Annotated in this window: 27 protein-coding genes; 15 read left to right on the forward strand and 12 right to left on the reverse strand. The window is 64.2% G+C overall.

What is annotated here, in order from left to right; all coding sequences use genetic code 11:
• Position 1 precedes the first annotated feature (1 nt).
• The 6 genes from ACSH0F_RS12715 to ACSH0F_RS12740 all read left to right on the forward strand — a co-directional run bounded on the left by ACSH0F_RS12715 (position 2) and on the right by ACSH0F_RS12740 (position 6,684).
• On the forward strand, positions 2-1,822 hold the full coding sequence (locus ACSH0F_RS12715) for a SulP family inorganic anion transporter (RefSeq protein ID WP_435203367.1): 1,821 nt from the start codon (positions 2-4) through the stop codon (positions 1,820-1,822).
• 70 nt (positions 1,823-1,892) lie between these two features.
• A complete protein-coding gene (locus tag ACSH0F_RS12720) occupies positions 1,893-3,347 on the forward strand; it encodes a cytochrome ubiquinol oxidase subunit I (RefSeq protein ID WP_435203369.1) in 1,455 nt (484 codons plus the stop codon).
• Positions 3,337-4,344: a cytochrome d ubiquinol oxidase subunit II gene (cydB, locus tag ACSH0F_RS12725; protein WP_435203371.1), complete on the forward strand. Its 1,008-nt coding sequence runs from the start codon at positions 3,337-3,339 to the stop codon at positions 4,342-4,344. Before ACSH0F_RS12720 ends, cydB begins: the two co-directional genes overlap by 11 nt.
• Positions 4,344-4,481, forward strand: a complete 138-nt coding sequence (locus tag ACSH0F_RS12730; protein WP_435203373.1) for a DUF2474 domain-containing protein — start codon at positions 4,344-4,346, stop codon at positions 4,479-4,481. Before cydB ends, ACSH0F_RS12730 begins: the two co-directional genes overlap by 1 nt.
• A 116-nt stretch (positions 4,482-4,597) precedes the next feature.
• Positions 4,598-4,903: a DUF4212 domain-containing protein gene (locus tag ACSH0F_RS12735; RefSeq protein ID WP_435203375.1), complete on the forward strand. Its 306-nt coding sequence runs from the start codon at positions 4,598-4,600 to the stop codon at positions 4,901-4,903.
• 5 nt (positions 4,904-4,908) lie between these two features.
• Complete coding sequence (locus ACSH0F_RS12740) at positions 4,909-6,684, forward strand: sodium:solute symporter family protein (protein WP_435203377.1); 1,776 nt, start codon at positions 4,909-4,911, stop codon at positions 6,682-6,684.
• Between the two features lie 12 nt (positions 6,685-6,696).
• On the opposite strand, the gene acs is transcribed toward ACSH0F_RS12740, so the two are convergent.
• Together acs and ACSH0F_RS12750 are read right to left on the reverse strand one after the other, a co-directional pair.
• Entirely contained in the window at positions 6,697-8,634 is a 1,938-nt protein-coding gene (acs, locus tag ACSH0F_RS12745) for an acetate--CoA ligase (protein ID WP_435203379.1), read from the reverse strand.
• A 33-nt stretch (positions 8,635-8,667) separates the two neighbouring features.
• Positions 8,668-10,569, reverse strand: coding sequence for a M1 family metallopeptidase (locus tag ACSH0F_RS12750; protein WP_435203381.1), 1,902 nt, complete (start codon positions 10,567-10,569; stop codon positions 8,668-8,670).
• A 199-nt stretch (positions 10,570-10,768) separates the two neighbouring features.
• Here ACSH0F_RS12750 and ACSH0F_RS12755 point away from each other — a divergent pair, with 199 nt between their 5' ends.
• Complete coding sequence (locus ACSH0F_RS12755; protein ID WP_435203383.1) at positions 10,769-11,644, forward strand: glycoside hydrolase family 16 protein; 876 nt, start codon at positions 10,769-10,771, stop codon at positions 11,642-11,644.
• On the opposite strand, the gene hemF is transcribed toward ACSH0F_RS12755, so the two are convergent.
• Complete coding sequence (hemF, locus tag ACSH0F_RS12760; RefSeq protein ID WP_435203385.1) at positions 11,645-12,502, reverse strand: oxygen-dependent coproporphyrinogen oxidase; 858 nt, start codon at positions 12,500-12,502, stop codon at positions 11,645-11,647.
• Positions 12,503-12,547: 45 nt separating this feature from the next.
• Between hemF and pdeM the strand changes: the two genes are divergently transcribed.
• The 7 genes from pdeM to ACSH0F_RS12795 all read left to right on the forward strand — a co-directional run bounded on the left by pdeM (position 12,548) and on the right by ACSH0F_RS12795 (position 19,293).
• On the forward strand, positions 12,548-13,249 hold the full coding sequence (gene pdeM / locus ACSH0F_RS12765) for a ligase-associated DNA damage response endonuclease PdeM (protein ID WP_435203387.1): 702 nt from the start codon (positions 12,548-12,550) through the stop codon (positions 13,247-13,249).
• Positions 13,250-13,360: 111 nt separating this feature from the next.
• Positions 13,361-13,879, forward strand: coding sequence for a translation initiation factor IF-3 (gene infC / locus ACSH0F_RS12770; RefSeq protein WP_278329037.1), 519 nt, complete (start codon positions 13,361-13,363; stop codon positions 13,877-13,879).
• 69 nt (positions 13,880-13,948) lie between these two features.
• Positions 13,949-14,545 carry a hypothetical protein gene (locus ACSH0F_RS12775; protein WP_435203390.1) on the forward strand — a complete coding sequence of 199 codons (597 nt, stop codon included), beginning with the start codon at positions 13,949-13,951 and terminating at the stop codon, positions 14,543-14,545.
• Between the two features lie 43 nt (positions 14,546-14,588).
• On the forward strand, positions 14,589-15,995 hold the full coding sequence (locus tag ACSH0F_RS12780) for an SLC13 family permease (RefSeq protein WP_435203392.1): 1,407 nt from the start codon (positions 14,589-14,591) through the stop codon (positions 15,993-15,995).
• Between the two features lie 301 nt (positions 15,996-16,296).
• Entirely contained in the window at positions 16,297-17,610 is a 1,314-nt protein-coding gene (locus ACSH0F_RS12785) for a cystathionine gamma-synthase family protein (protein WP_435203394.1), read from the forward strand.
• Positions 17,611-17,729: 119 nt separating this feature from the next.
• A complete protein-coding gene (locus ACSH0F_RS12790) occupies positions 17,730-18,509 on the forward strand; it encodes an ATP-grasp domain-containing protein (RefSeq protein ID WP_435203396.1) in 780 nt (259 codons plus the stop codon).
• Positions 18,502-19,293 carry an SDR family NAD(P)-dependent oxidoreductase gene (locus ACSH0F_RS12795; protein ID WP_435203398.1) on the forward strand — a complete coding sequence of 264 codons (792 nt, stop codon included), beginning with the start codon at positions 18,502-18,504 and terminating at the stop codon, positions 19,291-19,293. Before ACSH0F_RS12790 ends, ACSH0F_RS12795 begins: the two co-directional genes overlap by 8 nt.
• A gap of 10 nt (positions 19,294-19,303) precedes the next feature.
• Here the strand turns inward: ACSH0F_RS12795 and ACSH0F_RS12800 are convergent, their stop codons facing one another.
• Positions 19,304-19,837, reverse strand: a complete 534-nt coding sequence (locus ACSH0F_RS12800) for a J domain-containing protein (protein WP_435203399.1) — start codon at positions 19,835-19,837, stop codon at positions 19,304-19,306.
• Between the two features lie 157 nt (positions 19,838-19,994).
• On the opposite strand from ACSH0F_RS12800, the gene ACSH0F_RS12805 reads away from it, so the two are divergent.
• Positions 19,995-20,147, forward strand: coding sequence for a hypothetical protein (locus ACSH0F_RS12805; protein ID WP_435203400.1), 153 nt, complete (start codon positions 19,995-19,997; stop codon positions 20,145-20,147).
• Between the two features lie 72 nt (positions 20,148-20,219).
• On the opposite strand, the gene pal is transcribed toward ACSH0F_RS12805, so the two are convergent.
• From pal to ACSH0F_RS12845, 8 genes are all read right to left on the reverse strand, one after another.
• Positions 20,220-20,729 carry a peptidoglycan-associated lipoprotein Pal gene (gene pal, locus ACSH0F_RS12810; protein WP_435203402.1) on the reverse strand — a complete coding sequence of 170 codons (510 nt, stop codon included), beginning with the start codon at positions 20,727-20,729 and terminating at the stop codon, positions 20,220-20,222.
• 80 nt (positions 20,730-20,809) lie between these two features.
• Positions 20,810-22,201 (reverse strand): Tol-Pal system beta propeller repeat protein TolB, encoded by a 1,392-nt coding sequence (gene tolB, locus ACSH0F_RS12815; protein ID WP_435203404.1) that lies wholly within the window; start codon positions 22,199-22,201, stop codon positions 20,810-20,812.
• Positions 22,198-23,010 carry an energy transducer TonB gene (locus ACSH0F_RS12820; protein WP_435203406.1) on the reverse strand — a complete coding sequence of 271 codons (813 nt, stop codon included), beginning with the start codon at positions 23,008-23,010 and terminating at the stop codon, positions 22,198-22,200. Before ACSH0F_RS12820 ends, tolB begins: the two co-directional genes overlap by 4 nt.
• 9 nt (positions 23,011-23,019) lie before the next feature.
• Positions 23,020-23,502 (reverse strand): ExbD/TolR family protein, encoded by a 483-nt coding sequence (locus tag ACSH0F_RS12825; protein ID WP_435203407.1) that lies wholly within the window; start codon positions 23,500-23,502, stop codon positions 23,020-23,022.
• The gene (gene tolQ / locus ACSH0F_RS12830; RefSeq protein WP_435203409.1) at positions 23,503-24,201 is read right to left on the reverse strand and encodes a protein TolQ; all 699 of its coding nucleotides are present in this window, start codon (positions 24,199-24,201) and stop codon (positions 23,503-23,505) included.
• On the reverse strand, positions 24,198-24,650 hold the full coding sequence (locus ACSH0F_RS12835; RefSeq protein ID WP_435203411.1) for a YbgC/FadM family acyl-CoA thioesterase: 453 nt from the start codon (positions 24,648-24,650) through the stop codon (positions 24,198-24,200). The genes tolQ and ACSH0F_RS12835 overlap by 4 nt, the downstream gene beginning before the upstream one ends.
• Positions 24,651-24,765: 115 nt before the next feature.
• Positions 24,766-25,146, reverse strand: a complete 381-nt coding sequence (locus ACSH0F_RS12840; RefSeq protein WP_435203413.1) for a histidine triad nucleotide-binding protein — start codon at positions 25,144-25,146, stop codon at positions 24,766-24,768.
• A complete protein-coding gene (locus tag ACSH0F_RS12845) occupies positions 25,146-25,460 on the reverse strand; it encodes a phosphoribosyl-ATP diphosphatase (RefSeq protein ID WP_435203415.1) in 315 nt (104 codons plus the stop codon). The genes ACSH0F_RS12840 and ACSH0F_RS12845 overlap by 1 nt, the downstream gene beginning before the upstream one ends.
• Positions 25,461-25,474 lie beyond the last annotated feature (14 nt).

The following is a 25,474-nucleotide window of genomic DNA, read 5'->3' on the forward strand; positions in this document are numbered from 1 at the left end:
CGTGAGCGACAGCAATCCAGGGTCGGCTGGTGAGCGGTCCGGCTTGCCGCGCGGGCACAAGCCCGGGCTGCTGGCGCAATATCTCCCGATTCTGGAGTGGGGCAAGACCTACAACGGCTCGGTCCTGACGAACGATCTTGTCGCGGCGATCATCGTCACGATCATGCTGATCCCTCAGAGCCTCGCCTATGCGCTGCTTGCCGGCCTGCCACCTGTCGTGGGCCTTTACGCATCGATCCTGCCGCTGGTCGCCTACGCGACTTTCGGCACCAGCCGCACGCTCGCCGTAGGGCCGGTAGCGGTGGTGTCTCTGATGACAGCAAGCGCAGCCGGTGCCGTCGCTGCGCAGGGCACCGAGCTTTATCTCGAAGCTGCGATCACTCTCGCTGCCTTGTCCGGGGTGATGCTGGCCGTGCTCGGTTTCCTGCGGATGGGCTTCCTCGCCAATCTTCTCTCGCACCCCGTTATCAGCGGCTTCATCACCGCCAGCGGCATCCTGATCGCGACGAGCCAGCTGAAGCATATTCTTGGCGTACCGGCAGGTGGCGACAACTGGCCCGAAATGCTGGGCGGGCTCGCCGCCGTAATCGATACGATCAACCCTTGGACGCTTGCGATCGGCATTCCGGCGACATTGTTCTTGTTCTGGGTTCGTAAGGGATTGAAGCCTGCCTTGGTCAAGCTGGGTCTGACCCCGCGCGCCGCCGACATTGCGGCCAAGGCAGGTCCGGTCATAGCAGTGGTCGCGACGATCCTTGCCGCTATCGGCCTCGATCTCGAGGATCGCGGCGTGAACCTCGTCGGTGCAATCCCGCAGGGCCTTCCGCCGTTCGCCCTGCCGTCGACCGATCTCGACCTGATCGGGCAGCTATGGGTTCCAGCGCTGCTCATCTCGATCATCGGCTTCGTCGAAAGCGTGTCGGTCGCGCAGACGCTTGCGGCGAAGCGCCGGCAGCGCATTGCGCCCAACCAGGAGCTTATCGGTCTCGGCGCTTCGAATATCGCTAGCGCCTTCTCGGGCGGCTATCCCGTCACGGGTGGATTTGCGCGCTCGGTCGTAAATTTCGATGCCGGAGCAGAGACGCCTGCGGCCGGGGCCTATACTGCAGTGGGCATCGCGTTAGCCGGACTATTCTTGACCCCGCTGCTCTACAGCCTGCCCATTGCAACCTTGGCTGCCACAATCATCGTCGCAGTCCTCAGCCTCGTCGATCTCAAGACGCCGGGCCAATTGTGGAACTACTCTAAGGCCGACTTCGCCGCGCACGTGGCGACGATCGCCATCACGCTGCTTGCAGGCGTCGAACTGGGCGTGATCGCAGGCGTTGGCGTCGGCCTGCTGCTGTACCTCTGGCGCGCCAGCCGCCCGCATGCCGCAATCGTCGGCCGCGTCCCCGAGACCGAGCATTTTCGCAATGTGGATCGGCACAAGGTCTTCACGGTGCCCCACGTGCTGTCGATCCGGATCGACGAGAGTCTGACCTATCTCAACGCGCGCTGGCTGGAAGAATACGTGCTGGAGGAGATCGCCGACCGGCCTGACCTGCGGCACCTGATTCTGATGTGCAGTGCGGTCAACGAGATCGACGCGTCCGGGCTCGAAAGCCTCGAAGCGATCAATCACCGCATGATCGACGCAGGCATCGGCCTTCACCTTTCCGAAGTGAAGGGCCCTGTGATGGACCGGCTCAAGCGGACCCGTTTTGTGGATGAACTCAACGGGCAGGTCTTCCTGTCGCAGAACCGCGCCTTCCGGGAGCTGTCGGCGAATGGCGGACCGCCTGCAGAACCCATTCCCGATGCTGCGAGGGGCATGATCTGATGCACGATATGCACGCCTTCGAGCGAAATTTATAATCGCTGCCCAATCCCGAAAGGTCTATCTGGCAACCATGTTCGAACAGCTAGACGCCCTCCTGCTGGCCCGCATCCAGTTCGCCTTCACGGTGAGCTTCCACTTCATCTTCCCGGCCTTTTCCATCGGCCTCGCAAGTTACCTCGCCGTGCTCGAAGGGCTGTGGTTGAAGACGGGCAAGCAGCTGTATCTGGACCTCTTCAAATACTGGCTGAAGATCTTTGCCATCGCCTTCGCCATGGGCGTCGTTTCGGGCATCGTGATGTCCTATCAGTTCGGCACGAACTGGTCGGTGTTCTCCGATATTGCGGGGCCAGTGATCGGCCCGTTGATGGCCTACGAGGTGCTGACGGCCTTCTTCCTCGAGGCGGGATTTCTGGGCGTCATGCTGTTCGGCATGAACAAAGTGGGCAAGAAGTTGCATTTCGCAGCCACGCTGATGGTCGCGATCGGTACCTTTATCAGCGCCTTCTGGATCCTCTCGGTCAACAGCTGGATGCAGACACCTGTCGGCTACGAGATCGGCGCGAACGGGCAATACCTGCCGGGCGACAGCTGGTGGGACATCGTCTTCAACCCGAGCTTCCCCTATCGCCTCGTGCACACGGTCATCGCCGCCTATCTTACGACGGCCTTCGTGGTCGGCGGGGTCGGGGCTTGGCATCTGCTGAAGGACCGGACCAACCTCCACGCGCGCAAGATGTTCTCGATGGCGATGTGGATGGCGGCCATCGTTGCGCCGATCCAGATCTTTGCGGGCGACTTGCACGGACTGAATACGCTCGAACACCAGCCCCAGAAAGTCATGGCCATGGAGGGGCACTTCGAGAGCCATCCCGATGGTGCGCCACTGATCCTGTTCGGCATTCCGAACAGCGAGGAGAAGCGGGTCGATTACGCAATCGAGATACCGAAAGCGTCCTCAGTCATTCTCAAGCACGATCCGAACGCACCGCTCGCCGGGCTGGATACTATTCCGGACGACGAGGAACCGCCCGTCGGCATCGTTTTTTGGTCGTTCCGGATCATGGTCGGGATCGGCTTTGCGATGCTTGGTATAGGGGTATGGAGCCTGCTCGCTCGCTTCCGCAAGAAGCTCTACGACTGGCCCATGCTCCATCGCGCCGCCCTCGTCATGGCTCCGAGCGGTTTCGTCGCCGTCATCGCCGGCTGGATCACGACGGAGGTCGGCCGGCAACCCTATGTGATCTACAATCTCCTTCGCACGGCAGATGCGGCGAGCCCGCTGGATGCTCCCGCAGTCGCCGCCTCGTTGCTTGCCTTCGTGGTGGTCTACTTCGCGGTCTTCGGCGCGGGCGTCTGGTATATCCTGCATTTGATGCACAAGCCTCCGCATGCAGGCGAATATGGCGTCAAGCGCGGGGATACCGGGCCGATCCGGACTGCCGGAATTACGCCTGGCCCGTCACAGAACCCGGGCGATCCCGATACACTCCCGCGCGATCACGAGGAGGCGACCGATGGACGTTAACGTGGACCTGACGACGATCTGGGCGTTCATCATCGCCTTCGCCGTCTTCGCCTATGTCGTGATGGACGGGTTCGACCTCGGTATCGGGATCCTCTTCCCGACGTTCGATGTCGGGCCGGAGCGCGATCGGGCCATGAACTCCATCGCACCTGTTTGGGATGGTAACGAGACCTGGCTGGTGCTTGGCGGCGGCGGCCTGTTCGCAGCCTTCCCGCTTGCTTACGCCGTCATCCTGCCCGCTACCTATCCGCTCATCATCGCCATGCTGCTGGGCCTCGTCTTCCGCGGCGTTGCGTTCGAGTATCGCTGGCGCGATCCCGGCCACCGCCGTTATTGGGATGCGGCCTTTACCGGCGGCTCGCTGGTCGCGGCGATGGCGCAGGGAATGACGCTGGGCGCACTGCTTCAAGGCATCGAAGTCGTGGACCGATCCTACGCAGGCAGCTGGTTCGACTGGCTCACGCCTTATACACTCCTCACCGGCCTCGGCACGGTTGCCGGTTACGCCCTGCTTGGCGCGACCTGGCTTGTGTGGAAGCTGGATGGGGAAAGCCAGCATCATGCCCGAAAGCTGGGCAAGCGGGCGGCATGGGCAACGCTCGTGCTGATGGGGGGCGTCAGCCTCTACAATGTGTTCCTGAACGCCGAATATGCCGAGCGCTGGCTGACTGCGCCGGAGATCTACTTCGCCGCGCCGGTTCCGATCCTCACCGCGATCGTCGCTGTCATGCTGCTGAGAGCCCTTTCGGTGAACCGGCACAGCAAGCCGTTCTGGCTCAGCCTTGCGCTGTTCTTCTTCGGCATGGCGGGTCTGGGCGTCACCATGTGGCCCTATGTCGTGCCGCCGGGCCTCACGATCTGGGAAGCCGCCGCCCCCGAACGCAGCCAGATCTTCATGCTGGTCGGCGTCGCAATCACCATGCCGCTCATCATCGGTTACACCGCCTGGGCCTATTGGGTCTTTCGCGGCAAGGTGGCGGACGAAGGCTATCACTGATGGAACGAGAGCATCGCGACGCGGAGAGTCAGCGACCGCTCTGGAAGCGGCTCGCGTGGATGGCCGGGATTTGGCTGGCGAGCGTGACCGTGCTGGGTACAGTGGCCTGGGTCATCCGCTTGTGGATTGCGCCGTGATATTGAGAAACGTGCAATGTCGAGGGCAATGAAAATCCGCTGCCGAACATAGCTTGCGCACCGGCGCTTCTTCCGCTTCACATAGGCTGACTGCATCGGGAGGGGAGCAGACTGTGGTGGAAGACGAGAGCGCGGATAGCGCATCAGAAACTCGCCGCGCATATTGGCGGGCGAACCTGCGGTTGCTCGGCACGCTGATGGCGATCTGGTTCGCGGTGAGCTTCGGGGCCGGGATCCTGTTCCGGCCTTACCTAGACCAGTTCATGCTCGGCGGATTTCCGCTCGGTTTCTGGTTCGCGCAGCAGGGTTCGATCTACGTCTTCATCGTGCTCATCGCTATCTACGCCTGGCGCATGCACCGGATCGAGCGGGAGTTCGCCCTCGATGACGACGATGCCGAAACTCCGATAGAGGGCGGGTAGGCGGCATGGCCACGCAGACGCTGATTTATCTCTTCGTCGGGCTGAGCTTCGCGCTCTACATCGGTATCGCGATCTGGAGCCGCGCCGCCTCGACGTCCGAATTCTATGTCGCGGGCGGCGGGGTCAATCCGGTCGTCAACGGCATGGCGACCGCCGCCGACTGGATGAGCGCGGCGAGCTTTCTTTCGATGGCCGGGTTGATCGCCTTCATGGGTTATGACGGCTCGGTCTATCTGATGGGCTGGACCGGCGGATACGTCATGCTGGCGCTGCTCCTGGCACCCTACCTGCGCAAGTTCGGCCAGTTCACCGTGCCGGACTTCATCGGGACGCGGTACTATTCCAACATCGCGCGGACCGTCGCGGTGGTCTGCCTGATCTTCATCAGCTTCACCTATATCGCCGGGCAGATGCGGGGCGTGGGCATCGTATTCAGCCGATTCCTCGAAATCGATGTGACGCTCGGTGTGATCCTGGGCATGGGGATTGTATTTTTCTACGCGGTCCTCGGCGGGATGAAGGGCATCACCTATACGCAGGTGGCACAATATTGCGTGCTGATCTTCGCCTATCTGGTGCCCGCGATCTTCATCTCGCTGCTGGCGACGGGCAATCCGGTGCCGCAATTGGGGCTCGGCTCCGAACTCGCCGACGGATCGGGCATGAGCGTGCTGCAGAAGCTAGACAGCTCGCTCGTCGACATGGGCTTCCCCGCCTATACCGACGGCAGCAAGTCGATGGTGGACGTGTTCTGCATCACCGCTGCGCTGATGATCGGCACGGCCGGCCTGCCGCATGTCATCGTGCGCTTCTTCACTGTTCCCAAAGCGTCGGACGCGCGCAAGTCCGCCGGGTGGGCGCTGGTCTTCATCGCGCTGCTTTACACCACCGCGCCTGCCGTCTCAGCCTTCGCGCGGCTCAATTTCAACGAAAGCGTCAGCAACACGCGCTATGCCGAGGCGCCCGACTGGTTCCGCAACTGGGAGGCCAACGGCCTGATCGCCTGGCGCGACAAGAACGGCGACGGAGTGATGCAATACGAGGCGGGCGAAGCCTTCGAGGGTGCGCCCGAATATACGCCCGGCGGCATCGGGGTTTCGGGAGAGCGCCTGCTCGACAATGCTGCCACGGACAATGCTAACGAGGTCTATGTCGACCGCGACATCATGGTGCTGGCCAATCCGGAGATCGCCAATCTACCCGGCTGGGTCATCGCGCTGGTCGCGGCGGGCGGACTGGCGGCGGCGCTGAGTACGGCGGCGGGGCTGCTGCTGGTAATCTCCACCGCAGTCAGCCACGACCTCCTCAAATCGACCTTCCGCCCGCAGATCAGCGAGAAGGGCGAGCTGCTCGCCGCACGGGTCGCGGCGACGGCGGCGATCGTGGTGGCGGGTATCCTCGGCATTTACCCGCCTGGCTGGGTGGCGCAGGTCGTGGCCTTCGCCTTCGGCCTCGCCGCGGCGAGCCTGTTTCCCGCGATCTTCCTGGGTATCTTTTCCAAGCGCATGAACCGCGAAGGCGCGATTGCCGGGATGGTGACGGGACTCGCCTTCACCTTCCTCTACATCGCGTGGTTCAAGCTCTGGGCGCCAGAGCTGAACACAGCGGAGCACTGGCTGTTCGGTATCTCGCCCGAGGGTATCGGGGTTGTCGGCATGCTGCTGAATTTCGCGGTGGCGATCACCGTCGCGCGGCTGACCGCCCCGCCCCCGCCCGAGGTCGACGCGCTGGTCGAGAACATCCGCGTCCCGCGCGGGGCCGGGACCGCCCACGCGCATTGACGCGCATGCAAGTTAGCGGTTCTGCCGCCCCTCGATCAGGCTGTCGACCACACCCGGATCGGCCAACGTCGACGTATCGCCGAGCGAGCCGAAATCGTTCTCGGCGATCTTGCGCAGGATACGGCGCATGATCTTGCCGCTGCGCGTCTTGGGCAGCGCGGGCGTGAAATGAAGATGATCGGGCGTCGCGATCGGCCCGATTTCCTTGCGCACCCACTGGCGCAGTTCCGCTTCCAGCTCGTCGCCGCCGTCATCGCCTTCCATCAGGGTGACGTAGCAGTAGATGCCCTGCCCCTTGATGTCGTGCGGATAGCCGACCACGGCGGCCTCCGACACGCGCGGATGCAGCACCAGCGCACTCTCGACTTCCGCTGTGCCCATGCGGTGGCCGGAGACGTTGATGACATCGTCAACCCGGCCGGTGATGCGGTAATAGCCGCGATCGTCGCGCTTGCAGCCGTCGCCGGTGAAATACTTGCCCGCATAGGTGCTGAAATAGGTCTGCACGAAACGTTCGTGATCGCCATAGACCGTGCGCGCCTGGCCGGGCCAGCTGTGAGTGATGCAGAGGTTTCCTTCGGCCTCGCCCTCCAGAACGCCGCCCTCGTTGTCGACCAGCTGCGGTTGCACGCCGAAGAAAGGCTTGCCCGCACTGCCCGGCTTCATGTCGTGCGCGCCCGGGAGCGTGGTCAGCATGATGCCGCCGGTTTCGGTCTGCCACCAGGTGTCGATCACGGGGCAGCGCCCCTCGCCGACGACTTCGTAATACCAGCGCCAGGCTTCGGGATTGATCGGCTCTCCCACGCTGCCGAGCAGGCGGATCGAAGACCGGTCGCGGCTCGTGACGTGATGATCCCCCTCGCGCATCAGCGCGCGGATCGCAGTGGGCGCGGTGTAGAAGATATCGACCTTGTGCTTGTCCACCACGTCCCAGAAGCGGCCGTGGTCGGGATAGTTCGGCACGCCTTCGAAGATCAGGCTCGTCGCGCCGTTGATGAGCGGGCCGTAGACGATATAGCTGTGGCCAGTGACCCAGCCGATATCGGCGGTGCACCAGTGCACTTCGCCCGGGCGATAGTCGAAGCTGTAATGGAAGGTCGCGGCGGTCCATACGCCATAGCCGCCCGTGGTGTGCAGCACGCCCTTGGGCTTGCCGGTCGATCCGCTGGTGTAGAGGATGAAGAGCGGATCCTCCGCCTTCATCGGCTCGCACGGGCAATCCTCGTCCGACCGCACATCGTGATACCAGTGGTCTCGCCCTTCGACGAAATCCACCTCGGCACCGGTATGCCGTACTACGAGCACGCCTTCCACCTGCACGCCATCGAGCGCGAGCGCGGCGTCGACATTGGCTTTCAGCGGAATGGTCTTCCCGCCGCGCAGCCCGCTGTCGGCAGTGATGACGAAGCGGCTGTCGCAATCGGTGATGCGGCCCGCCAGCGCCTCGGGCGAGAAGCCGCCGAAGACGACCGAGTGGATGGCTCCGATGCGCGCGCAGGCGAGCATGGCCAGCGTCCCCTCCACCACCATCGGCATGTAGAGCGTGACGCGGTCGCCCTTTTTGACGCCCAGCGCTTTCAGCGCATTGGCCATCTGGACCACCTCGGCATGCAGTTGCGCGAAGGTCAGCCTGCGCGAGGGGTTGTCCGGATCGTCCGGCTCGAGAATCAGCGCGGTGGCATCGCCGCGTTCGGGGAGATGGCGGTCGACGGCGTTGTGACACAGGTTGAGGACGCCATCCTCGAACCATTTGATCTCGACCGGATCGTAGGACCAGTTGCCGCCCTTCGCAGGCGCGGTATCCCAGTCGAGCCGCTTTGCCTGTTCCAGCCAGAACCCGTCGGGATCGTCCACGCTGCGCCGATAGAGCTCTTCGTACTGCGCCGCCGTGCAATGGGTCGGCCCGTCGTTTGCCGGACGTGCGACGTATTCCCTGGCCGTGTCGGTCATCTGTCTCTCCTCGACGATCGTGTTAGCCAAAAATCAGTCCGATGCCAGCACCCGGTCGACCCCGGCCTGCGTCACCGAGTGATAGGACGGGCGCGTATCGGCGTAGATGCGCTGCGCGATCGGACGACCCCACTCGCCCTCTTCCCAGAGCGTGGCGAACAGCGGGCGGACGAATTTGGCACGGCCGACGCGGGCTAGGAATTCTTCGGCCTGCGGCACGGCAGGCTCGTAGCGATTGGCAAGCGCCAGCTCGAGCCAGAGGAACAGCTCCTCGTTATTGCCGGTCGACGACAGGCCAAGCGCATCGTTCAGCGCGGCGAGTTGCGCGGCGCTGCGCTCCTTCGGGATGTTGTCGAGGAAACGCTGGCGTTCGGCGCTGGTCCAGTCGGCATAGCCGGTGGGGATCGCTCCGTTTGCCGAATAGGCTGCGACCGCTGCGTCGACCGCGGCGAAGGCGGCCGGGTCGGGTTTCGCGACATTCTCAGGAAGACCCGGCTCGAAAATCCATTCGCGCAAGGTCAGTCGCTCCGCTTCCGCTTCGTCCCGGACGAGATTGGCCATCATGTCCTCATAGAACATCTCGCTGGTCGCGGGCTGAAAGGCGTGATTGTCGAACCATTGCCGCAGCCAGGCGTCGAAGCGCTCGCGCCCGACGATGCTTTCGACCGTCATCAGGAAGAACGCGCCCTTCTCGTAGGCGATCGCGCTGCCGAGCTCGTATTCGCCATCGGTGCTGAGCGCAGTGCCCGGCGCGTCCCTGCCGACCTCGTCCAGCGTCTCGAGGATATTGGCATACATCAGCGCCGCCTCCTGCTCGGCGCGCTTCTTGCCATAGACCGCCTCCATGATGCGGTTCTCGAAATAGGTGGTGACGCCTTCGTTCAGCCAGCTGTCGCCCCAGACCGCATTGGTCACGAGATTGCCCGACCAGCTATGCGCCAACTCATGCGCGATCAGCCCGTTGTTCGACCGGTCGCCCGCGATGAAGGTCGGCGTCAGGAAGGTCATCACCGGGTTTTCCATCCCGCCGTAGGGGAAGGCCGGCGGCAGGACGATCATGTCGTAACGGCCCCAGCGATATTCGCCGTAGAGCTTCTCTGCTGCTTCGACCATCTCCTCCGTATCGCCCACTTCGGCGCGGGCGCGCGGCAATGTCGCAGGCTCCGCCCACACGCCGGTGCGCGGGCCGATCGGGGCGAAATCGATATCGCCCGCGGCAATCGCGATCAGATACGGCGGCACGGGCTTGTCCATGACGAAGCGGAACGCGCGGCGACCGTTGCCGAGATCCTCCGGCTCGCCCTGCCTCACCCCGCTCATCACGACATCGAGCGGCTTGGGCGCGGTGATCCGCGCCTCCCATGTCTGGCGGATGCCGGGGCTGTCCTGCGTCGGGATCCAGGTGCGGTTGAGGATCGCCTGCCCCTGGCTGAACAGGAAGGGGTGGACCCCGCCCTCGGTCTGCTCGGGGCTGAGCCATTGCAGCGCACTCGCATCGGCCGGCGCGCGGTAATCGATGCGAATGGTACGCGCGCCGTTCAGCGTAATCCGCAGCGGCTCGCCCTTGGCGCCGGTTTCTTCCATCGACTCGATTTCCCACGGGAGCTCGCGGCCGCTGCCATCGGTGACGCGCGTGATTTCCAGCCCGCTGGTGTCGAGCACGATCGTGTCGGCACCCGGTTCGGCCAGCACATCGAGCATCGCCGTGCCGCCGACGCGCTTCGCATCGAAATCGAGGTCGAGATCGAGCGCGACATGGGTAACGCGCGCCCGCTCCGGCTCGGCCCAGGTCTGCGTGTCTTCGGACTCGGGAGACTTGAGGATGGGCGAGACCATTCGCGCAGGATTGGCCGTATCGGCGAGAGGCACCGCCTCCATGGTCGTGCATGCAGTAGCGCTCAGCGCAAGGATGGTGGCAATGGTGATCGAGCGCATCGAAATCTCCGAATTGGTGGCGCGGCCGGATCCCGAAGGGAGGACCGGCAACTCTATTGCGGCGGCTATCGCCTATCGGTGGGCGGCAATCCACCCCTAGCGTGAAATCGTATGCCGGGGGCTGGCCAAGGTTCACTCAAGCTGTATTGTTAACGTTATCAGATCAAGGAGCCGGACGACCGGCCGAAGGGGAGACCATATGTATCGACCAATCGCGGCTGTCGCCGCTTTCGCAATGCTCAGCGCCTGCGCTCCGATCGAGGACATGCAGGAGACTGAAGCCGCCGGCACGCGGGCGCTCCTGTTCGAAGAGGATTTCGATGCGCCGTCGCTCGATCGGTCGAAATGGAACGTCATCGGGATGGACTTCTGGGTCAATAATGAACAGCAGGCCTATCTCGACAGTCCGGATACGATCCGGTTCTCCGACGATGTCGAAGGTGCCGATGGCGGCGCGCTGATCCTGAAACCGGTGTTTCGCCCGAACGTCGATACCAATGCCGATCGCAAGGCCGATTTCATCTCCGGCCGGATCAACACGCGCGACAATTTCGACTTCACCTATGGCCGCGCCGAAGCGCGCATTCGCATGCCGCTGAACCGGGGTGCATGGCCGGCCTTCTGGCTGCTCGGCAACGGTCAGTGGCCCGCCACGGGCGAAATCGACATCATGGAATATGTCGGCGAGCCGGAATGGTCCGCCGTCGCCATTCACGGCCCGGGATATTCGGGCGAGACGCCCTTCGTGGCACGGCGCACCTTCCCGACCGGGCAGGATGCGAGCGGCTGGCACGTCTACGGCGTCGAATGGACGAAAGACGCGATCGCCTTCGATGTCGACGGGGACGTCTTCTACACTGTGACTCGCGACGAGATCGAGGAGAAGGGGCGCTGGGCGTTCGACACACCGAAATTCGTGATCCTCAATTTCGCCGTCGGTGGCATTTACCCCTATAAGGTGAACAAGCTGGAAGAGCCCTATTACGGCATCCCGCAGGAAACGGTCGATGCGGTCAAGGCCGGCAAAGTCCAGATGGAGGTCGACTGGGTCCGCGTATGGGGCCCTGAAGGATAATCAGCTCCACACCGCTTCGGGCGGCAGGCTCATCAGGATGGCATCGATATTGCCGCCGGTCTTGAGGCCGAACAGCGTGCCGCGGTCGTAAACGAGGTTGAACTCGGCATAACGGCCGCGCCACTGCAGCTGCTGCAGCTTCTCCGCTTCGGTGAAGTCGCTCTCCATCCGGCGGCGGACCAGCTTCGGGTAAATGTCGAGAAATGCCTCGCCCACGTCTCTCGTGAAGGCGAAGTTCCGTTCGAACGCCGCATCGTCTTCGCTCTCGAGATGATCGTAGAAGATCCCGCCCACGCCGCGATGCACGCCGCGGTGGGGGATGAAGAAATAGTCGTCCGCCCATTTCTTGAAGCGGTCGTAATAGGTCGGATTATGGCCGGCGCATGCGGCGCGGAAGCGCGCGTGGAAATCGGCCGTGTCCTCCTCGTAAGGCAGCGGCGGGTTGAGATCGGCCCCGCCCCCGAACCAGGCGGCTTGTGTGGTCAGGAAGCGCGTATTCATGTGGACGGCGGGCACGTGCGGGTTCGCCATATGCGCGACCAGACTGATGCCGGTGGCGGTGAAACCGGGCTGCTCGGCACTCGCACCGTTAACCTGGCCAGCGAATTCGGGCGAGAAACTGCCGCGCACGGTGGAGACGTTGACGCCGACCTTCTCGAATACATTGCCTTTCATCAGGCCCTGCACGCCGCCGCCGGGATCGTCATTGCCCGCTTCCTCGCGGTCCCACGGCGTATAGGTGAATACGGCATCCGACCCGGCGTCGCGCTCGATCGCCTCGAACTCCGCGCAGATGCGGTCGCGCAAGTCTTCGAACCAGTTGCGGGCTTGGTCGGTCTGCTCGGTCCAGTCGGTCATGCGAAGGCTCTTGCCATCGCCCACGGCCTCCGGCAATAGCGGCGCATGGTTCCCCTTTCGTTCGCAGGCGAGGAATGGCTCCTGACAGAGGGCCGCGCACTCTACTGGCCGCGTGAAAACGCGCTGCTGGTGGCCGATCTGCACCTCGAGAAAGGCAGCTTCTTCGCGCGGCACGGGCAGATGATCCCGCCCTACGACAGCCGCGAGACGCTGGAGCGGGTCGCGCTGGCCATTCGCGAAACCGGCGCACGCCGCGTCATCACGCTGGGCGACAATTTCCACGATTCGGACGGCTCCACCCGGCTGGAGGACCACGCCTGCGGCATGCTGGAGGCGCTGACCAAGGCGGTCGACTGGGTCTGGATCACCGGGAACCACGATCCGCACATGGAGGCCCGCTGCGGCGGCACGCTGGTCGAGGAAATCGAACTCGGCGGCGTCATCCTGCGCCACCGCGCCAAGAAGGGCGAGACTCGCCCCGAGCTCTCGGGCCATTATCACCCGCGCCTGCAGCTCAAGATCCGCCAGCGCATGATCCGCCGCCCCTGCGCGGTCGTCAGCGCGAACGAAGGGGGGGACGGCAAGCCTTCGGGGCGCATGATCCTGCCCGCCTTCGGCGCCTATACCGGCGGCATGAGCGCCGCCGACCCCGCGATCCTCAAGGCGCTGCAACCCGCCAACCGGATCGATGCGGTGGTTCCGGCGAAGGGCAAGCTGGCGCGCTTCCCGCTCTGGCAGGCGGCTTAGTTCCGGCGACGGGTTTTCGCACTGGCGAAAGCGGGCGTTTCTCCCTATATCGCGGCCAGACAAACGGTAGAATCAGGAGAATACCACATAGCACGTCCACCCCGGCGCAGCATGCAAATGCCCGTGAAAAGCGGCCCGCGCTACGATAACATGATCAACGTCCCCAAGGTCCGCGTGATCGATCACGAAGGCGAGAACCTGGGGGTGATGTACACCCGCGAAGCGACGGAGCAGGCCAACGAACTGGGCCTCAACCTCGTCGAAGTGTCCCCCAATGCGGACCCGCCGGTGTGCAAGTTCCTCGATGTCGGCAAATATCGCTACGAGGCGCAGAAGAAGGCGAACCTCGCGCGCAAGACGCAGAAGACCCAGGACATCAAAGAGGTCAAGATGCGCCCGAACATCGACGATCACGATTACGACGTGAAGATGCGCAACGTGAACAAGTTCATCGAGAACGGCGACAAGGTGAAATGCACCCTGCGCTTCCGCGGTCGCGAAATGGCCCACCAGCAGCTGGGCATGGACCTGCTTAACCGCGTGCGCGACGACATGGAAGAACTGGCCAAGGTGGAAAGTTTCCCGCGGCTCGAAGGCCGCCAGATGGTCATGGTGCTCGCGCCGAAATAAGAGCGCCGAGCCGATGCTAGACAGGTTGAACCGGGGAACGCTGCAGGGCGTTCTCCGGTTTTTCGTCATATGAACCGCAAAAACATCGCGCCCGTTGCTATTCTCGCCCTGTCGCTTTGCGCCTGCAACGCGCAAAGCAAATCCGACCGTCAAGTGACATCGGTCGATCTCGACCAGCCTGCATCCGACATGCCGGAACAGCGAATGCCGCCACCCCCGCCGCCGGCCAACGGCTCGGCCGACGAGCCGAACGACGGATTTCCCAACCTCGATCCTGCCCCGTTGACGCCCGAGGCGGAAAAGACCGAAACGGGTGCGCGCAATGTCCTACTCTCTTTTGCGAGGGCCATCGAACTGGAGGAATGGGATCAGGCGTGGGCCATGCTTGACGATGCCAGCAAGGATCGCTGGTCGAAAGCGGCGTGGACGAGCATGTTCGAGGACCTCGGCACGATCACCGTTGCCGTGCCCAACGGCAGCATGGAAGGCGCGGCCGGCTCGACATACTACTCGACCGATCTGACCATCACGGCAGAGGATGCCCAGGGCCGCCCCGTCCGCTATGAAGGGCCGATCGTCCTTCGCCGGTCCAACGACGTGCCTGGCGCGACCGTTGCCCAGCGCCATTGGAGCATCTACGAACTGACGCTCGACGCGACCCACTAGAACCGGCCCCTTCCCCTTGCTAGCAAACGCGTGAGGGGGAACGATGGCCGCAAAACATATCGGACTGGTTGGCGGTGCCTTGGCACTCGTGGCGAGCATATTGCTCCCGCCGCCTGGGGGATTGAGCCGCGAGGCGTTCATCGTTGCGGGGCTGGTCGTGCTGATGGCGGCGTGGTGGATGACAGAGGCGTTGCCGCTGACCGCCACCGCACTGATGCCTTTCCTCGTCCTGCCCTTCGCCGGGGTGATGACCGCGCGGGAAACGGCGAGTGCCTATTATTCGCCGATCCTGTTCCTGATCCTCGGCGGGGCCTTCATCGCCCTCGCGATCGAGCGGACGGGACTGCACAAACGGCTCGCGCTGGCGCTGCTTCGGCTGGTCGGCGGGCAGACGGGCGTGTTGCTGGCTTTCATGGGCACGGCGGCGATCCTGTCGATGCTGATATCCAACACCTCGACCGCGCTCATCATGATGCCGATGGCGGTCGCCGTGCTCGCTGGTGGCGGACTGGAGGGGCGCGACACCGAAGGCCTGTCCGGCGCGCTCCCCATGGGCATCGCCTTCGCGGCCAGCATCGGCGGGCTCGGCACGCTGGTGGGCTCGCCGACCAATGCCATCGCCGCCGGCCTGCTGGACACGCTGACCGGCACGCGGATCACCTTCGCGCAATGGATGGTCTACGGTCTGCCGGTGGTGATCATCGGCGTGCCGCTAGCGGCCTTCCTCGTCGCCCGCGTGCAGAAAGTGCGCGACCATCCCTTCGATGCACGCGCCGCCCGCATGGCGATCGACACGCATGCCGCCTGGTCCAGCGCGGAGAAGCGCCTCGTCCCGGTGGTCGCGGTTACTTTCCTGCTGTGGATGGGGCAGATGTGGATCGCGCCTTACCTCCCCGAAGGCTCGCTGACCGACGGGACCATCGCGATCCTGATGGGGCTGACGCTGTTCCTGTTGCCGGACGGCACCGGACGCTCGCTGCTGGTGTGGGAAGAAGCCGACCGCGCGCCGTGGGGCGTCATCATGATGTTCGGCGGCGGCCTCGCGCTTGCGGCCGGCATGAGCGCGAGCGGGCTGGCCGACTGGCTGGGCGAGGCGCTGCTGCCGCTGGAGGCTTGGCCGCTGGTACTGGTCGCCATCGCCGTGGTCGGTATGGTCGTGCTGATTACCGAGTTCGCGAGCAATGTTGCCACCGCTTCGGGGATCATCCCGGTCGTCGCGGCGCTGGTCGTGGCTCTCGGCGTGGACCCGATCCTGCTCGCCATGCCCGCCGCCCTCGCCGCCAGCTGGGGCTTCATGCTCCCGGCGGGGACCGGCCCCAACGCCATCGCCTGGGCTACCGGCCGCATCCGGATCGAGCGCATGGTCAAGGCGGGCATCCTGCTCGACCTGTTCGGCATCGTGATGATCGTCGCGGTAGTATGGGGAATGAACGCGCTGGTTGCTGGCTGATTTTCCTACTCGGAAAGCCGGGGCTATGCCGCCGGGATGATTCGCCGCGAATTCCACCAATACCTGGCCGCTGACCCGAACCAAGCAGGCCGTGAAGTTTTTTGCCCCTGGACAGTGGTCCATGCGGTCCATGTGACTGGACTCGTCGCAGTTGAAACCAACATCTGTCCAACATAAGGGAGACGGCGCAAGCGGCAGCTGGCGGAGATGCGTTCCTGCGGAGGTTAGGAACGGGCGCCCCGTCTGCCCTACCGGCCCCCGCCTTCCTGGGGGCGTGTTTGCAGGAAGGATGCTCCTCCGCATGAGCGACAACGACATCGACCCCACCACTCCGCGCAAGAACCCCAAGGCGGAAGTCACCAAGATCAACGGGCGCGCGCTGAAGCCCAGCACGCTGATGATGGGCCATGGCTACGACCCGACGCTGTCGGAAGGCAGCCTCAAGGCCCCGATCTTCCTGACCAGCACCTTCGCCTTTCCCAGCGCGGCCGACGGCAAGCGCCATTTCGAAGGCATCACCGGCAAGCGCCCGGGCGGGGCCGACGGCCTCGTCTATTCGCGCTTCAACGCGCCCAATCAGGAAATCCTCGAAGATCGGCTCGCAGTGTGGGACGGCGCGGAAGAGGCGCTGTCGTTCTCGAGCGGCATGACCGCGATCGCCGTGCTGCTGCTGGCGGCCTGCAAGGCGGGCGACGTGATCGTGCACTCCGGCCCGCTCTATGCGGCGTCTGAGGGCTTCATTGCGAAGACCATGGCGAAATTCGGTGTCACCTTCATCGACTTCCCCGCCGGCGCCAGCCGCGAACAGCTCGACGATGTGATGACCAAGGCGAAGGCCAAGGCCGAGGAACAGGGCGGCGAAGTGCCGATGATCTACCTCGAAAGCCCCGGCAACCCGACCAATGCGCTGGTCGATATCGAAGCAGTCAAGGAAGCGCGCGATGCGCATTTCGACCCCGACAAGTGCTCGATCGCGATCGACAACACCTTCCTCGGTCCGCTGTGGCAGCGCCCGCTCGACCATGGGGCGGACCTCGTGGTCTACTCGCTGACGAAGTATGTCGGCGGCCATTCGGACCTCGTGGCGGGCAGCGTTTCGGGCAAGAAGCGCTTCATCGATGCCATCCGCATGCTCCGCAACACGATGGGCGGGATCTGCGATCCCAACACGGCGTGGATGCTGTGCCGGAGCCTCGAAACCGTGGAGCTGCGCATGCAGCGCGCGGGCGAGAACGCCGCCAAGGTGTGCGACTTCCTGAGCCAGCACCCCAAGGTCGAAGGCCTAGGCTATCTCGGCATGATCAAGGACCAGCGGCAGCAGGACATCTACGACCGCCATTGCCTCGGTGCAGGCTCGACCTTCTCGCTGCTGCTCAAGGGCGGCGAGGCGGAATGCTTCCGCTTCCTCGACACGCTCAAGATCGCCAAACTGGCGGTCAGCCTCGGCGGCACGGAAACGCTCGCCAGCCACCCCGCCTCGATGACCCACCTCTCGGTCGCCGAAGGCCGCCGCGCGGAACTCGGCATTTCGGACAACCTAGTGCGTATCAGCATCGGGATCGAAGATGCCGACGATCTGATCGCCGACTTCGAACAGGCGCTGGAGGCGGTCTGAAACGGATCGGCTTTCTAGCCTGCGCAGATACTCTCCCCGGCGATGGCCCTCGCCGGGGAGACGCGTTCGAGCACGATCTTGAGGTTGCCGCCCTGCGTCCGGCCTTCAAGGCGGCGGGGTTGGAGCTGGTCGAGATCGACTGGCGCGCCCCGCTCGAGGCGTTCGACGGGCTCGCGCTGGTACTGCTGGGCACGGCATGGGACTACCAGGACCATCCGGAGGAATTCCTCGCCCGGCTGGAGGCCCTACAGGGGCGCGGCATCCAAGTCTGCAATCGGCCCGAGATCGTGCGGTGGAACGCGGACAAGGGCTATCTGCGCGAGCTGGAGGAGGCCGGCGCCACCATCGTGCCGACCGCCTATTACATGGATGCGGATGCAGGCGACGTCGGCGCGGCGATGGACATGTTCGATACGCCATCCGTGGTCGTCAAGCGGCGCATCGGAGCGGGCGGCCTTGACCAGTTCCGTTTTGCCGCCGATGCCATGCCCGAGCCCGACTGGCGGATGGGTCACCGCTGCATGATCCAGCCTTTCCTGCCGAGCGTGACCGAAGAGGGCGAATATACCTTCCTCTTCATCGACGGTGCTTTCAGCCACGGCGTCCTCAAGCGCGCGGCCGAGGGTGAATATCGCATCCAGTCGCTCTATGGCGGATACGAAACGGGCTACACGCCCAGCGCAGACGATCTTACCACGGCGCAAGCGGTGGTCGCCGCATTGCCCCTCCCCGCGCCGCTCTACTGCCGGATCGATATGGCGCGACTGCCGTCGGGCGAACTGGCACTGATGGAGGCGGAAATGATCGAGCCCTATCTCTATCCAGAGCAGGGCCCGGAGTTGGGCGAAAAGGTTGCCGATGCTATCCTGAAGCGGCTTGGGAGTGACAAGAATGGATAAAAAGGTTTTCCTGGTTATCGGAGCGGGGGCCGGGATCGGCGGCCACGCCGCCAAGCGGTTCGCAGAGGGCGGCTATCACGTCGTGCTGGCTCGTCGATCCGACGAGGAAGGGCTTGCCCGTCTAGTGACGCAAATCGAAAGCGCGGGCGGCAAAGCGACGGGGCGTCTGATCGACGCAGCGGCGGACGGGAGCATCGAGGATCTGGTCGAGGCTACCGAGGCCGACTTCGGCCCGATCGAGTGCGCGCTCTACAATCTCGGCGCTCAGATCGGCAATCGCGCCTTGGAGCAAACACCGGTTAGAACCTTCGAACTTGGCTGGAGACTAGGGTGCTTCGGCCTTTTCCGGCTGGCGCATACGCTTGCTCCCCGAATGGCCGCGCGCAGAAGCGGCGCGATCCTCGTTACTTCCTCCACGGCAGCCGTTCGCGGCAACGCCGGGCAACACAGCCACGCAGCGGCAATGGGCGGGCGGCGCATGCTATGCCAGACGCTCAATGCGGAATTCGCGCCGCAAGGCGTCCATCTTGCTCACGTGGTCGTAGACGGATCGGTCGATGCTCCGGACACGCTCGGCAAATTGCTCGGGGACCGCTTCGAGGCCTACAAGCATGCGAAGGGTGAAGACGGTGTAATCGATCCCGCCGCGCTAGCCGAAACCTACTGGCATCTGGCTCACCAACCGCGCAATTGCTGGACCCACGAGGTGGATGTCAGGCCCTATTCCGATGTCCCCTGGTGGAACGACAATCCGCCTGCGGCCATCAATACCCGCAAAACCTAGTCGGCGCGCTTCAGCCCTTCCACGCGCGGCGTTCTTCCGCGACCTTCAGAACTTCGTAAGCTACCTGCAGCTTCTGGAATTCGGCTGCTGCTTCGGCGTCGCCGGGCTTCACATCGGGATGCACGGTCTTGGCCTTTTCGCGCCAAGCCTTTTTGATCGTGGCGAAATCGGCATCGACCTCGAGTTCGAGGATGTCGAGCGCACGCATCTCGTCCGCGCTGCGCGAGCCGTCGCCGCTGCCGCCCCAGCCATAGTGCTGAGCCTCGGCATAGCCGGCATTCTCGCTACGCTCCGCCTTGGCGCGCTGTTCCTTTTCGGCCTTATCGAGGCCTTCGAAATAATCCCACTTCTGGTTGTATTCGGCTGCATGGCGCTGGCAGAACATCCAGCGTTCCGGGCTGTTCGGCGCCTTGGGCGCAGGGCAATCGCCCGGCTCGTCACAGCCATGCCGGTCGCATATCCGGACATTGGTCGCCTCGCGCGAGGAGCCGTAGCCGCGCCATCTGGGAAACCCCCAGTCGTTGGATCGCCGCGCCTTAGGCATGGAGGCGGAATGTCGTTCGTCGGGAAAGCATGGCGGTCAATCTAGGCGTCGTGGCGGATGAGGCAAGGATGTGGGAACCGGTTTCAATATGAAATGTTGCGTTGCGGTAGGGTTTGTTAACCCGCGCCTGCAACAGACCCCCCCGAGAGAAGAGAGCATGAGCAAGCAACTGACCCTGTCGGCCCAGATCAGCACCGCCCTGATGGCGGTGCTCGTCATCGCGCTCGCGACAGGCGGACCGAATGTCGATGCGCCGGCCCGGACTCTTTCCGGCAATGCCCCGCTGATCGGACTTTCGATCGGTCGCTGACCTGTCCCTCCCGAGTGTTGCGACTGCGTGAAGGGCTCCCATCCATGACGGGAGCCCTTCCAATTTCAGAGGTCAGTTGATGACGACGGTCGCGGCGCGGCGGTTCTGCGCCCAGGCGGACTCGTTCGAACCGAGCGCGACCGGGCGTTCCTTGCCGTAGCTGACCGTGCGGATGCGGTTGGCCGGAATGCCGATCGAGACGAGATAGTTCTTCGCCGCGTTGGCGCGCCGCTCGCCCAGCGCGAGGTTGTATTCGCGCGTGCCGCGTTCGTCGGCATGGCCTTCGACCGTGAAGTTGAGCTGCGGATACTGGCTGAAATACTGGCCCTGCACCTGCAGCTTGGCCGAATCTTCCGCGTCGATATTGTATTGGTCGGTATCGAAATAGACGACCGTATTGGCGACGCCCACGGCATCGGTGAAGTGCTGCTGCGAGCCCACGGTCGGGCCAGTCGGCGCGCTCGGAGTAGGCGTCGCAGTCTGCGTCGGCGGTGGCGGCAGTTCTTCAGGTGCCTTCTTCTGGCAGGCCGCCAGAGCGATAGTCGAAGCGAGCATCAATCCTGTTGCAACACGGGTATTCATAGTGCTGTCCCCTTTTCAAACAGCGTGGTAAAGTTTGTCGGGCCCCCTTGGGTGCCGTCCCCATGGGACTCTCAATGCTCTTACGGCAGGATCGGTCCCCAGGCCGGATCAGACCCGTCTACCGGGGTCGGCAGGCGGCGTTCGTTCTCGCCGGTCAAATCGACCTGCCACAGGCCAGCCTTGCCGCTGTTCCGCTCGGTGCGGAAGAACTGGATGATGCGGCCGTTGGGCGCCCAGGTCGGTGCCTCGTCCTGCCAGCCGCGGGTCAGAATGCGTACGCTGCCGCCCGATGGTGTCATGACACCGACATTGAAGCTGCTCGAGTTGGTGAACGCGATCTGGTCGCCGCGCGGGCTCCACTCCGGCGTCGCGCAGCGCCCACCGAAAAAGCTGATCCGGCGCGGGTTCGATCCGTCGGAATTCATGACGTAGCACTGCTGCCCGCCAGACCGGTCGCTTTCGAAGACGATGCGGCTGCCGTCGGGCGAGTAGGAACCGCCGATGTCGATACCCGGCGCATCGGTAAGCCGCTGCGGCGTGCCCCCCGTGCTCGGCACGCGATAGATGTCCGTATTGCCGTTCACCGCCATCGAATAGAGGATGTAGCGCCCGTCGGGGCTCCAGCGCGGGGCGAAGGTCGGATTGTCGCTCTGCGTCACCAGCGTCTGGCGACCGGTGCCGATGTCGTAGACGTAGATGCGCGGATTGCCGTCGACATAGCTGAGGTAGGACAGCTTCTTGTAATCGGGCGAATAGCGCGGCGTCAGCGCAGTCGAGCGGCCGGTGGTGATGAAGCGGTGGTTGGCCCCGTCGCTGTCCATGATCGCGAGCCGCTTGGTGCGATTATCCTTCGGCCCCGTTTCGGCGATATAGGCGATGCGGCTGTCGAAGAACGGACTTTCGCCGGTCAGGCGCGAATAGACGAGGTCGGCGCATTTGTGCGCCGCGCGCCGCCAGTCGGCCGGCTCCACGATCCAGCCTTCGCGGACCAGTTGCTGCTGCAGCGCCATGTCGTATAGATAGCAGCCGACCGTCAGCCGGTTGTCGCTTCGCGCACGGACATAGCCATGCACCAGCATTTCCGCCCCGCGATTGGACCAGGTCGGCCAGTTGGGGGCGTTGATTTCCGGGAAGCTCGGCTGCGGCAGCGCATCGGGGCCGGTAGGTTTGAACAGGCCGTTGTTTCGCAGGTCGGCGGTGATGACACGGGCGAGTTCCTTGCCCAGCGCAGCCGTGCCGTTCTGGTTGGCCGGCGTTGCGACATCGGCATCGGTCGCGAAGCCGGGAATGGCGATGCCCAAGTCTTCCAGCGCGGTTTCGTCGGTGATGGTGAAGGTCAGCCCTTCGCCATCCTCCGCCTCCATGACGGTTTCGACCTCGCCGCCCTCCTGAATGGGCTGGCCGAGATCCTCGTTCTGCGCCGCGAGCGGGGCGGCGACGAGAGCGGTGGCGAAAATGAAGAGCTGTTTCATCGGGACAAGTTCCTGTCGAAGCGGGCGCCGCGGATGGACTTCCACGCATTGTAATATTCGGGCGGGAGATCGAAGGGCGCGGCGAGTTGGACGGCGCGGATGGCGACCTCGGCGTGGCGGCCCTTCTGGGCTTCGTTGGCCGGGGTCACGCCATCCTGTGAGACGACGCGCGGGCGACCCGCCAGCGAGCCGTCGGGATTGAGATCGAAGGCGAGGACGGAGACGAGCAGTTCGGCGTCGGCACCGGACGGCGCCTTGCCCTGCCAGTGCGGGCGCACTTGACGGGCGATTGCCTGCACGATCGAAGCCTTCGCGCTTGCCCCGATCTGCGAAGCGGGAACGCGAGTCTCGCTGGTCGTGGTGCTGGCACCGGCGCCGTCGAGGAAATTGTCGCCCAGGCGCGAGCCACCGCTGCGTTCGCTGCTGCGCGGCTGCGTCTGCGTGCGCTGCGGCTCCCGGCGCGGAGCCTCGCGCGGCTGGGCGCGCGGCGCGGGGACGGGTGATTGCACGCGCGGGACCGGCGGCGTGACCTGACGCGGGACTGGCGGCGCGACCGGCTCGACTAGCGGCGGGGCCGGACTATCCGACAATGTCGGCGCGACTGCGGCGCGACTTTCGGGCACCGGATCGGGCGCGGTCGCCTCCAGCCCGACATCCTCGGCCAGGCTGACGGTCATGCGCTCGACCGGCTCGAAGGTCGGCGCCGGGAGCAAGCCCTGCACAAACAGGCCAGCAAACAGCGCCAGATGCAGGATGAGCGCGACCAGTAGCCCGGTCTTCTCCTCGCTGCGGAAGGCGGTGTTTCCCATGCTCACCGGCTATTCCTCCGTCGATGAACCGTTGTTGACCGGGGCGGAGACCTGGCCGCCGTTCGTCACCAGCGCGATGCGGTTGAGCCCGGCGCGATTGAGTTCGCCCATCACCGCCATCACACGCCCGTAATCCAGTCCGCGATCGGCCCGCAGGGTGATATCCGGGCCGTCGTCCGTGCGCGGAATATTCTCGAGCGCCTGCGGCAAGCCGCCGACCGCGACCTGCGCGTCGTCGATATAGACATAGCCGCCCTCGTCGATGCTGATCGTAACCTGCTGCGCCTCCTGTGGCAGCGAATCGGCACGGCTGTCGGGCAAGTTGATCGGCACCCCAGCGGTCAGCAGCGGCGCGGTCACCATGAAGATGATCAGCAGCACCAACATGACGTCGACAAAGGGCGTGACGTTGATTTCGGACATCGGGCGACGACCGCCGCGCCCGCGCCGCCTGACGCGGCGGCGTCCGCCCGAGGCAAGGCTTATCGCCATTTACCTTTGCTCCAGCTGGCGGCTGAATGTCGCGGACAGCTTGTCCGCAAAGCGCTGCAGCCGCGCTTCGTAGCGGTCCACCCGGTGGCTGAAGCGGTTATAGGCGATCACCGCGGGAATGGCGGCGAACAGGCCGATTGCGGTCGCGAATAGTGCCTCGGAGATACCCGGAGCGACCACGGCGAGCGAGCTGCTCTCCTGAGCACCGATCTGGAAGAAGCTGTTCATGATCCCCCAGACGGTACCGAACAGGCCGACGAAGGGCGCGACCGAGCCGACCGTGGCGAGGAAGTTGAGCCGTTCGGCGATCTCGTCCGCCTCCAGCGCGATCTGGCTGTCCATCGCCACGCCGATGCGGTCGCGCAGCGCCTCCTTGTCGCGCACCTCGCCCTTGGTCGACTTGCGCCATTCGCTGACCGCTGCCTGCGCGACGCGAGCGGCGGGAATATCCTTGTTGCCACGTTCGGACATGAAGCGATCAAAATTGTCCGCCTGCCAGAACTCGCTTTCGTAGGCGATCGTGCGCTTGCGGGTGCGCGCCATGCGCAGGCTGAAGCTGACGATGATCATCCAGACCCAGATGCTGGCGAGCAAGAGGCCCGCCATGACCAGCTGGACGACGATGTCCGCATCGAGAAACAATTCGATCGGATCGAGCCGCGTCGGGGCAGCGGCTGCAAGCATGGAAAGTGTGGTCATTCGCCCTCTTGGATACCGAAACGCGCAAAAGCCGCGCGCCATTCTTCGGGTTGGCGCACGGGCCGACCCTCGGGTGAAACGAAGCCGACGCGCAAATGTGCCTCGGCCAGCAAATCATCCCCGCGTAACGCCCGCTGGTGCATGCGGCACGAGGCCGCGCGCATCTGCGTGCAAGTGGTGACGATCGTGACATCGTCATCGAGTTTGGCGGGGGTAAGATATTTCAGAGAGAGTTCGGACACGGCGTAGGCGCCCGTCCCGTCCTCGATCGCAGATCGCTGGTCGATCTCCAGCCGGCGGAGCAAATCGCTGCGTGCACGCTCGAACCAGCGCAGATAATTCGCGTGATAGGTGATGCCCGACAGGTCCGTGTCTTCATAATAGACGCGCACCGCATAGAGGTGGCGACTGCCATCGATCACGCCGTCGGGGGGATTGGGTAAAAGCATTCGAACGGCGCTCTAGCGCAGCGGAAATTCGCTGCAAAGACGGCATTCGACTCCTGAACATGAACGGCGATGAAACGAGGCATGGAGGCGGTGAAAATGTTCGAAAGCAGGGAGCCTATCTTCGCGCAATCATTGGGCCGAGCGGCTCACCACCGAAGAGGTGCACATGCAGATGCGGCACTTCCTGGCCGCCATGCGCTCCGACATTGGCCATCATGCGGTAGCCAGGCTCGACCAGATCCTTGTCGCGCGCGACCTTGCCCACGGCGCGCACGAAGCCTGCGATTTCCTCGGCAGAAGCCTTTGCGCTAAAATCGTCCCAGCTGACGTAGCGGCCCTTGGGGATCACCAGCGTGTGGACCTCGGCCTGCGGATTGATGTCCTCGAAAGCGAAAACCCACTCGTCTTCATAGACTTTGTTCGAGGGGATTTCCCCGCGCAGGATCTTCGCGAAGATGTTGTCGTCGTCATAGGGCTGGGTCGGGTCGATCGGCATTACGCGCTCCTCGAATTCTTCTCGTCGATACCGCTGGTCCCCTCGCGCCGGTCGAGTTCGGCCAGCACTTCGGCCAAAGTTACGTCCTTCGCACCGAGCAGGACCATGAGGTGGAAGAGCACGTCCGCTGCCTCGCCGACCAGCTCTTCGCGGCTGCCGCTGAGCGCCGCGACGCAGGCTTCCACCGCTTCCTCGCCCAGCTTGCGGGCCATGATGGGCAGCCCACGATGGTTGAGCTGCGCGACATAGCTGGTGTCGGGATCGGCCTCGCGGCGGTTCGCGATGGTGGTTTCGAGACGGGTCAGCGTGTCCATGGGCGCCTTCTTGT

This window comes from Qipengyuania sp. 902, from assembly GCF_051195295.1.
Classification (GTDB): domain Bacteria; phylum Pseudomonadota; class Alphaproteobacteria; order Sphingomonadales; family Sphingomonadaceae; genus Qipengyuania.

Coding starts and splice junctions, on each gene's coding strand:
- tolQ (WP_435203409.1), bottom strand. CDS start 24,201: ATGACCACACTTTCCATGCTTGCAGCCGCTGCCCCGACGCGGCTCGAT.
- infC (WP_278329037.1), top strand. CDS start 13,361: ATGCAAATGCCCGTGAAAAGCGGCCCGCGCTACGATAACATGATCAAC.
- acs (WP_435203379.1), bottom strand. CDS start 8,634: ATGACCGACACGGCCAGGGAATACGTCGCACGTCCGGCAAACGACGGG.
- ACSH0F_RS12755 (WP_435203383.1), top strand. CDS start 10,769: ATGTATCGACCAATCGCGGCTGTCGCCGCTTTCGCAATGCTCAGCGCC.
- ACSH0F_RS12835 (WP_435203411.1), bottom strand. CDS start 24,650: ATGCTTTTACCCAATCCCCCCGACGGCGTGATCGATGGCAGTCGCCAC.
- pal (WP_435203402.1), bottom strand. CDS start 20,729: ATGAATACCCGTGTTGCAACAGGATTGATGCTCGCTTCGACTATCGCT.
- cydB (WP_435203371.1), top strand. CDS start 3,337: ATGGACGTTAACGTGGACCTGACGACGATCTGGGCGTTCATCATCGCC.
- ACSH0F_RS12795 (WP_435203398.1), top strand. CDS start 18,502: ATGGATAAAAAGGTTTTCCTGGTTATCGGAGCGGGGGCCGGGATCGGC.
- pdeM (WP_435203387.1), top strand. CDS start 12,548: ATGGTTCCCCTTTCGTTCGCAGGCGAGGAATGGCTCCTGACAGAGGGC.
- ACSH0F_RS12775 (WP_435203390.1), top strand. CDS start 13,949: ATGAACCGCAAAAACATCGCGCCCGTTGCTATTCTCGCCCTGTCGCTT.
- ACSH0F_RS12825 (WP_435203407.1), bottom strand. CDS start 23,502: ATGGCGATAAGCCTTGCCTCGGGCGGACGCCGCCGCGTCAGGCGGCGC.
- ACSH0F_RS12805 (WP_435203400.1), top strand. CDS start 19,995: ATGAGCAAGCAACTGACCCTGTCGGCCCAGATCAGCACCGCCCTGATG.
- ACSH0F_RS12785 (WP_435203394.1), top strand. CDS start 16,297: ATGAGCGACAACGACATCGACCCCACCACTCCGCGCAAGAACCCCAAG.
- hemF (WP_435203385.1), bottom strand. CDS start 12,502: ATGACCGACTGGACCGAGCAGACCGACCAAGCCCGCAACTGGTTCGAA.
- ACSH0F_RS12720 (WP_435203369.1), top strand. CDS start 1,893: ATGTTCGAACAGCTAGACGCCCTCCTGCTGGCCCGCATCCAGTTCGCC.
- ACSH0F_RS12740 (WP_435203377.1), top strand. CDS start 4,909: ATGGCCACGCAGACGCTGATTTATCTCTTCGTCGGGCTGAGCTTCGCG.
- ACSH0F_RS12820 (WP_435203406.1), bottom strand. CDS start 23,010: ATGGGAAACACCGCCTTCCGCAGCGAGGAGAAGACCGGGCTACTGGTC.
- ACSH0F_RS12800 (WP_435203399.1), bottom strand. CDS start 19,837: ATGCCTAAGGCGCGGCGATCCAACGACTGGGGGTTTCCCAGATGGCGC.
- ACSH0F_RS12780 (WP_435203392.1), top strand. CDS start 14,589: ATGGCCGCAAAACATATCGGACTGGTTGGCGGTGCCTTGGCACTCGTG.
- tolB (WP_435203404.1), bottom strand. CDS start 22,201: ATGAAACAGCTCTTCATTTTCGCCACCGCTCTCGTCGCCGCCCCGCTC.
- ACSH0F_RS12750 (WP_435203381.1), bottom strand. CDS start 10,569: ATGCGCTCGATCACCATTGCCACCATCCTTGCGCTGAGCGCTACTGCA.
- ACSH0F_RS12840 (WP_435203413.1), bottom strand. CDS start 25,146: ATGCCGATCGACCCGACCCAGCCCTATGACGACGACAACATCTTCGCG.
- ACSH0F_RS12845 (WP_435203415.1), bottom strand. CDS start 25,460: ATGGACACGCTGACCCGTCTCGAAACCACCATCGCGAACCGCCGCGAG.
- ACSH0F_RS12730 (WP_435203373.1), top strand. CDS start 4,344: ATGGAACGAGAGCATCGCGACGCGGAGAGTCAGCGACCGCTCTGGAAG.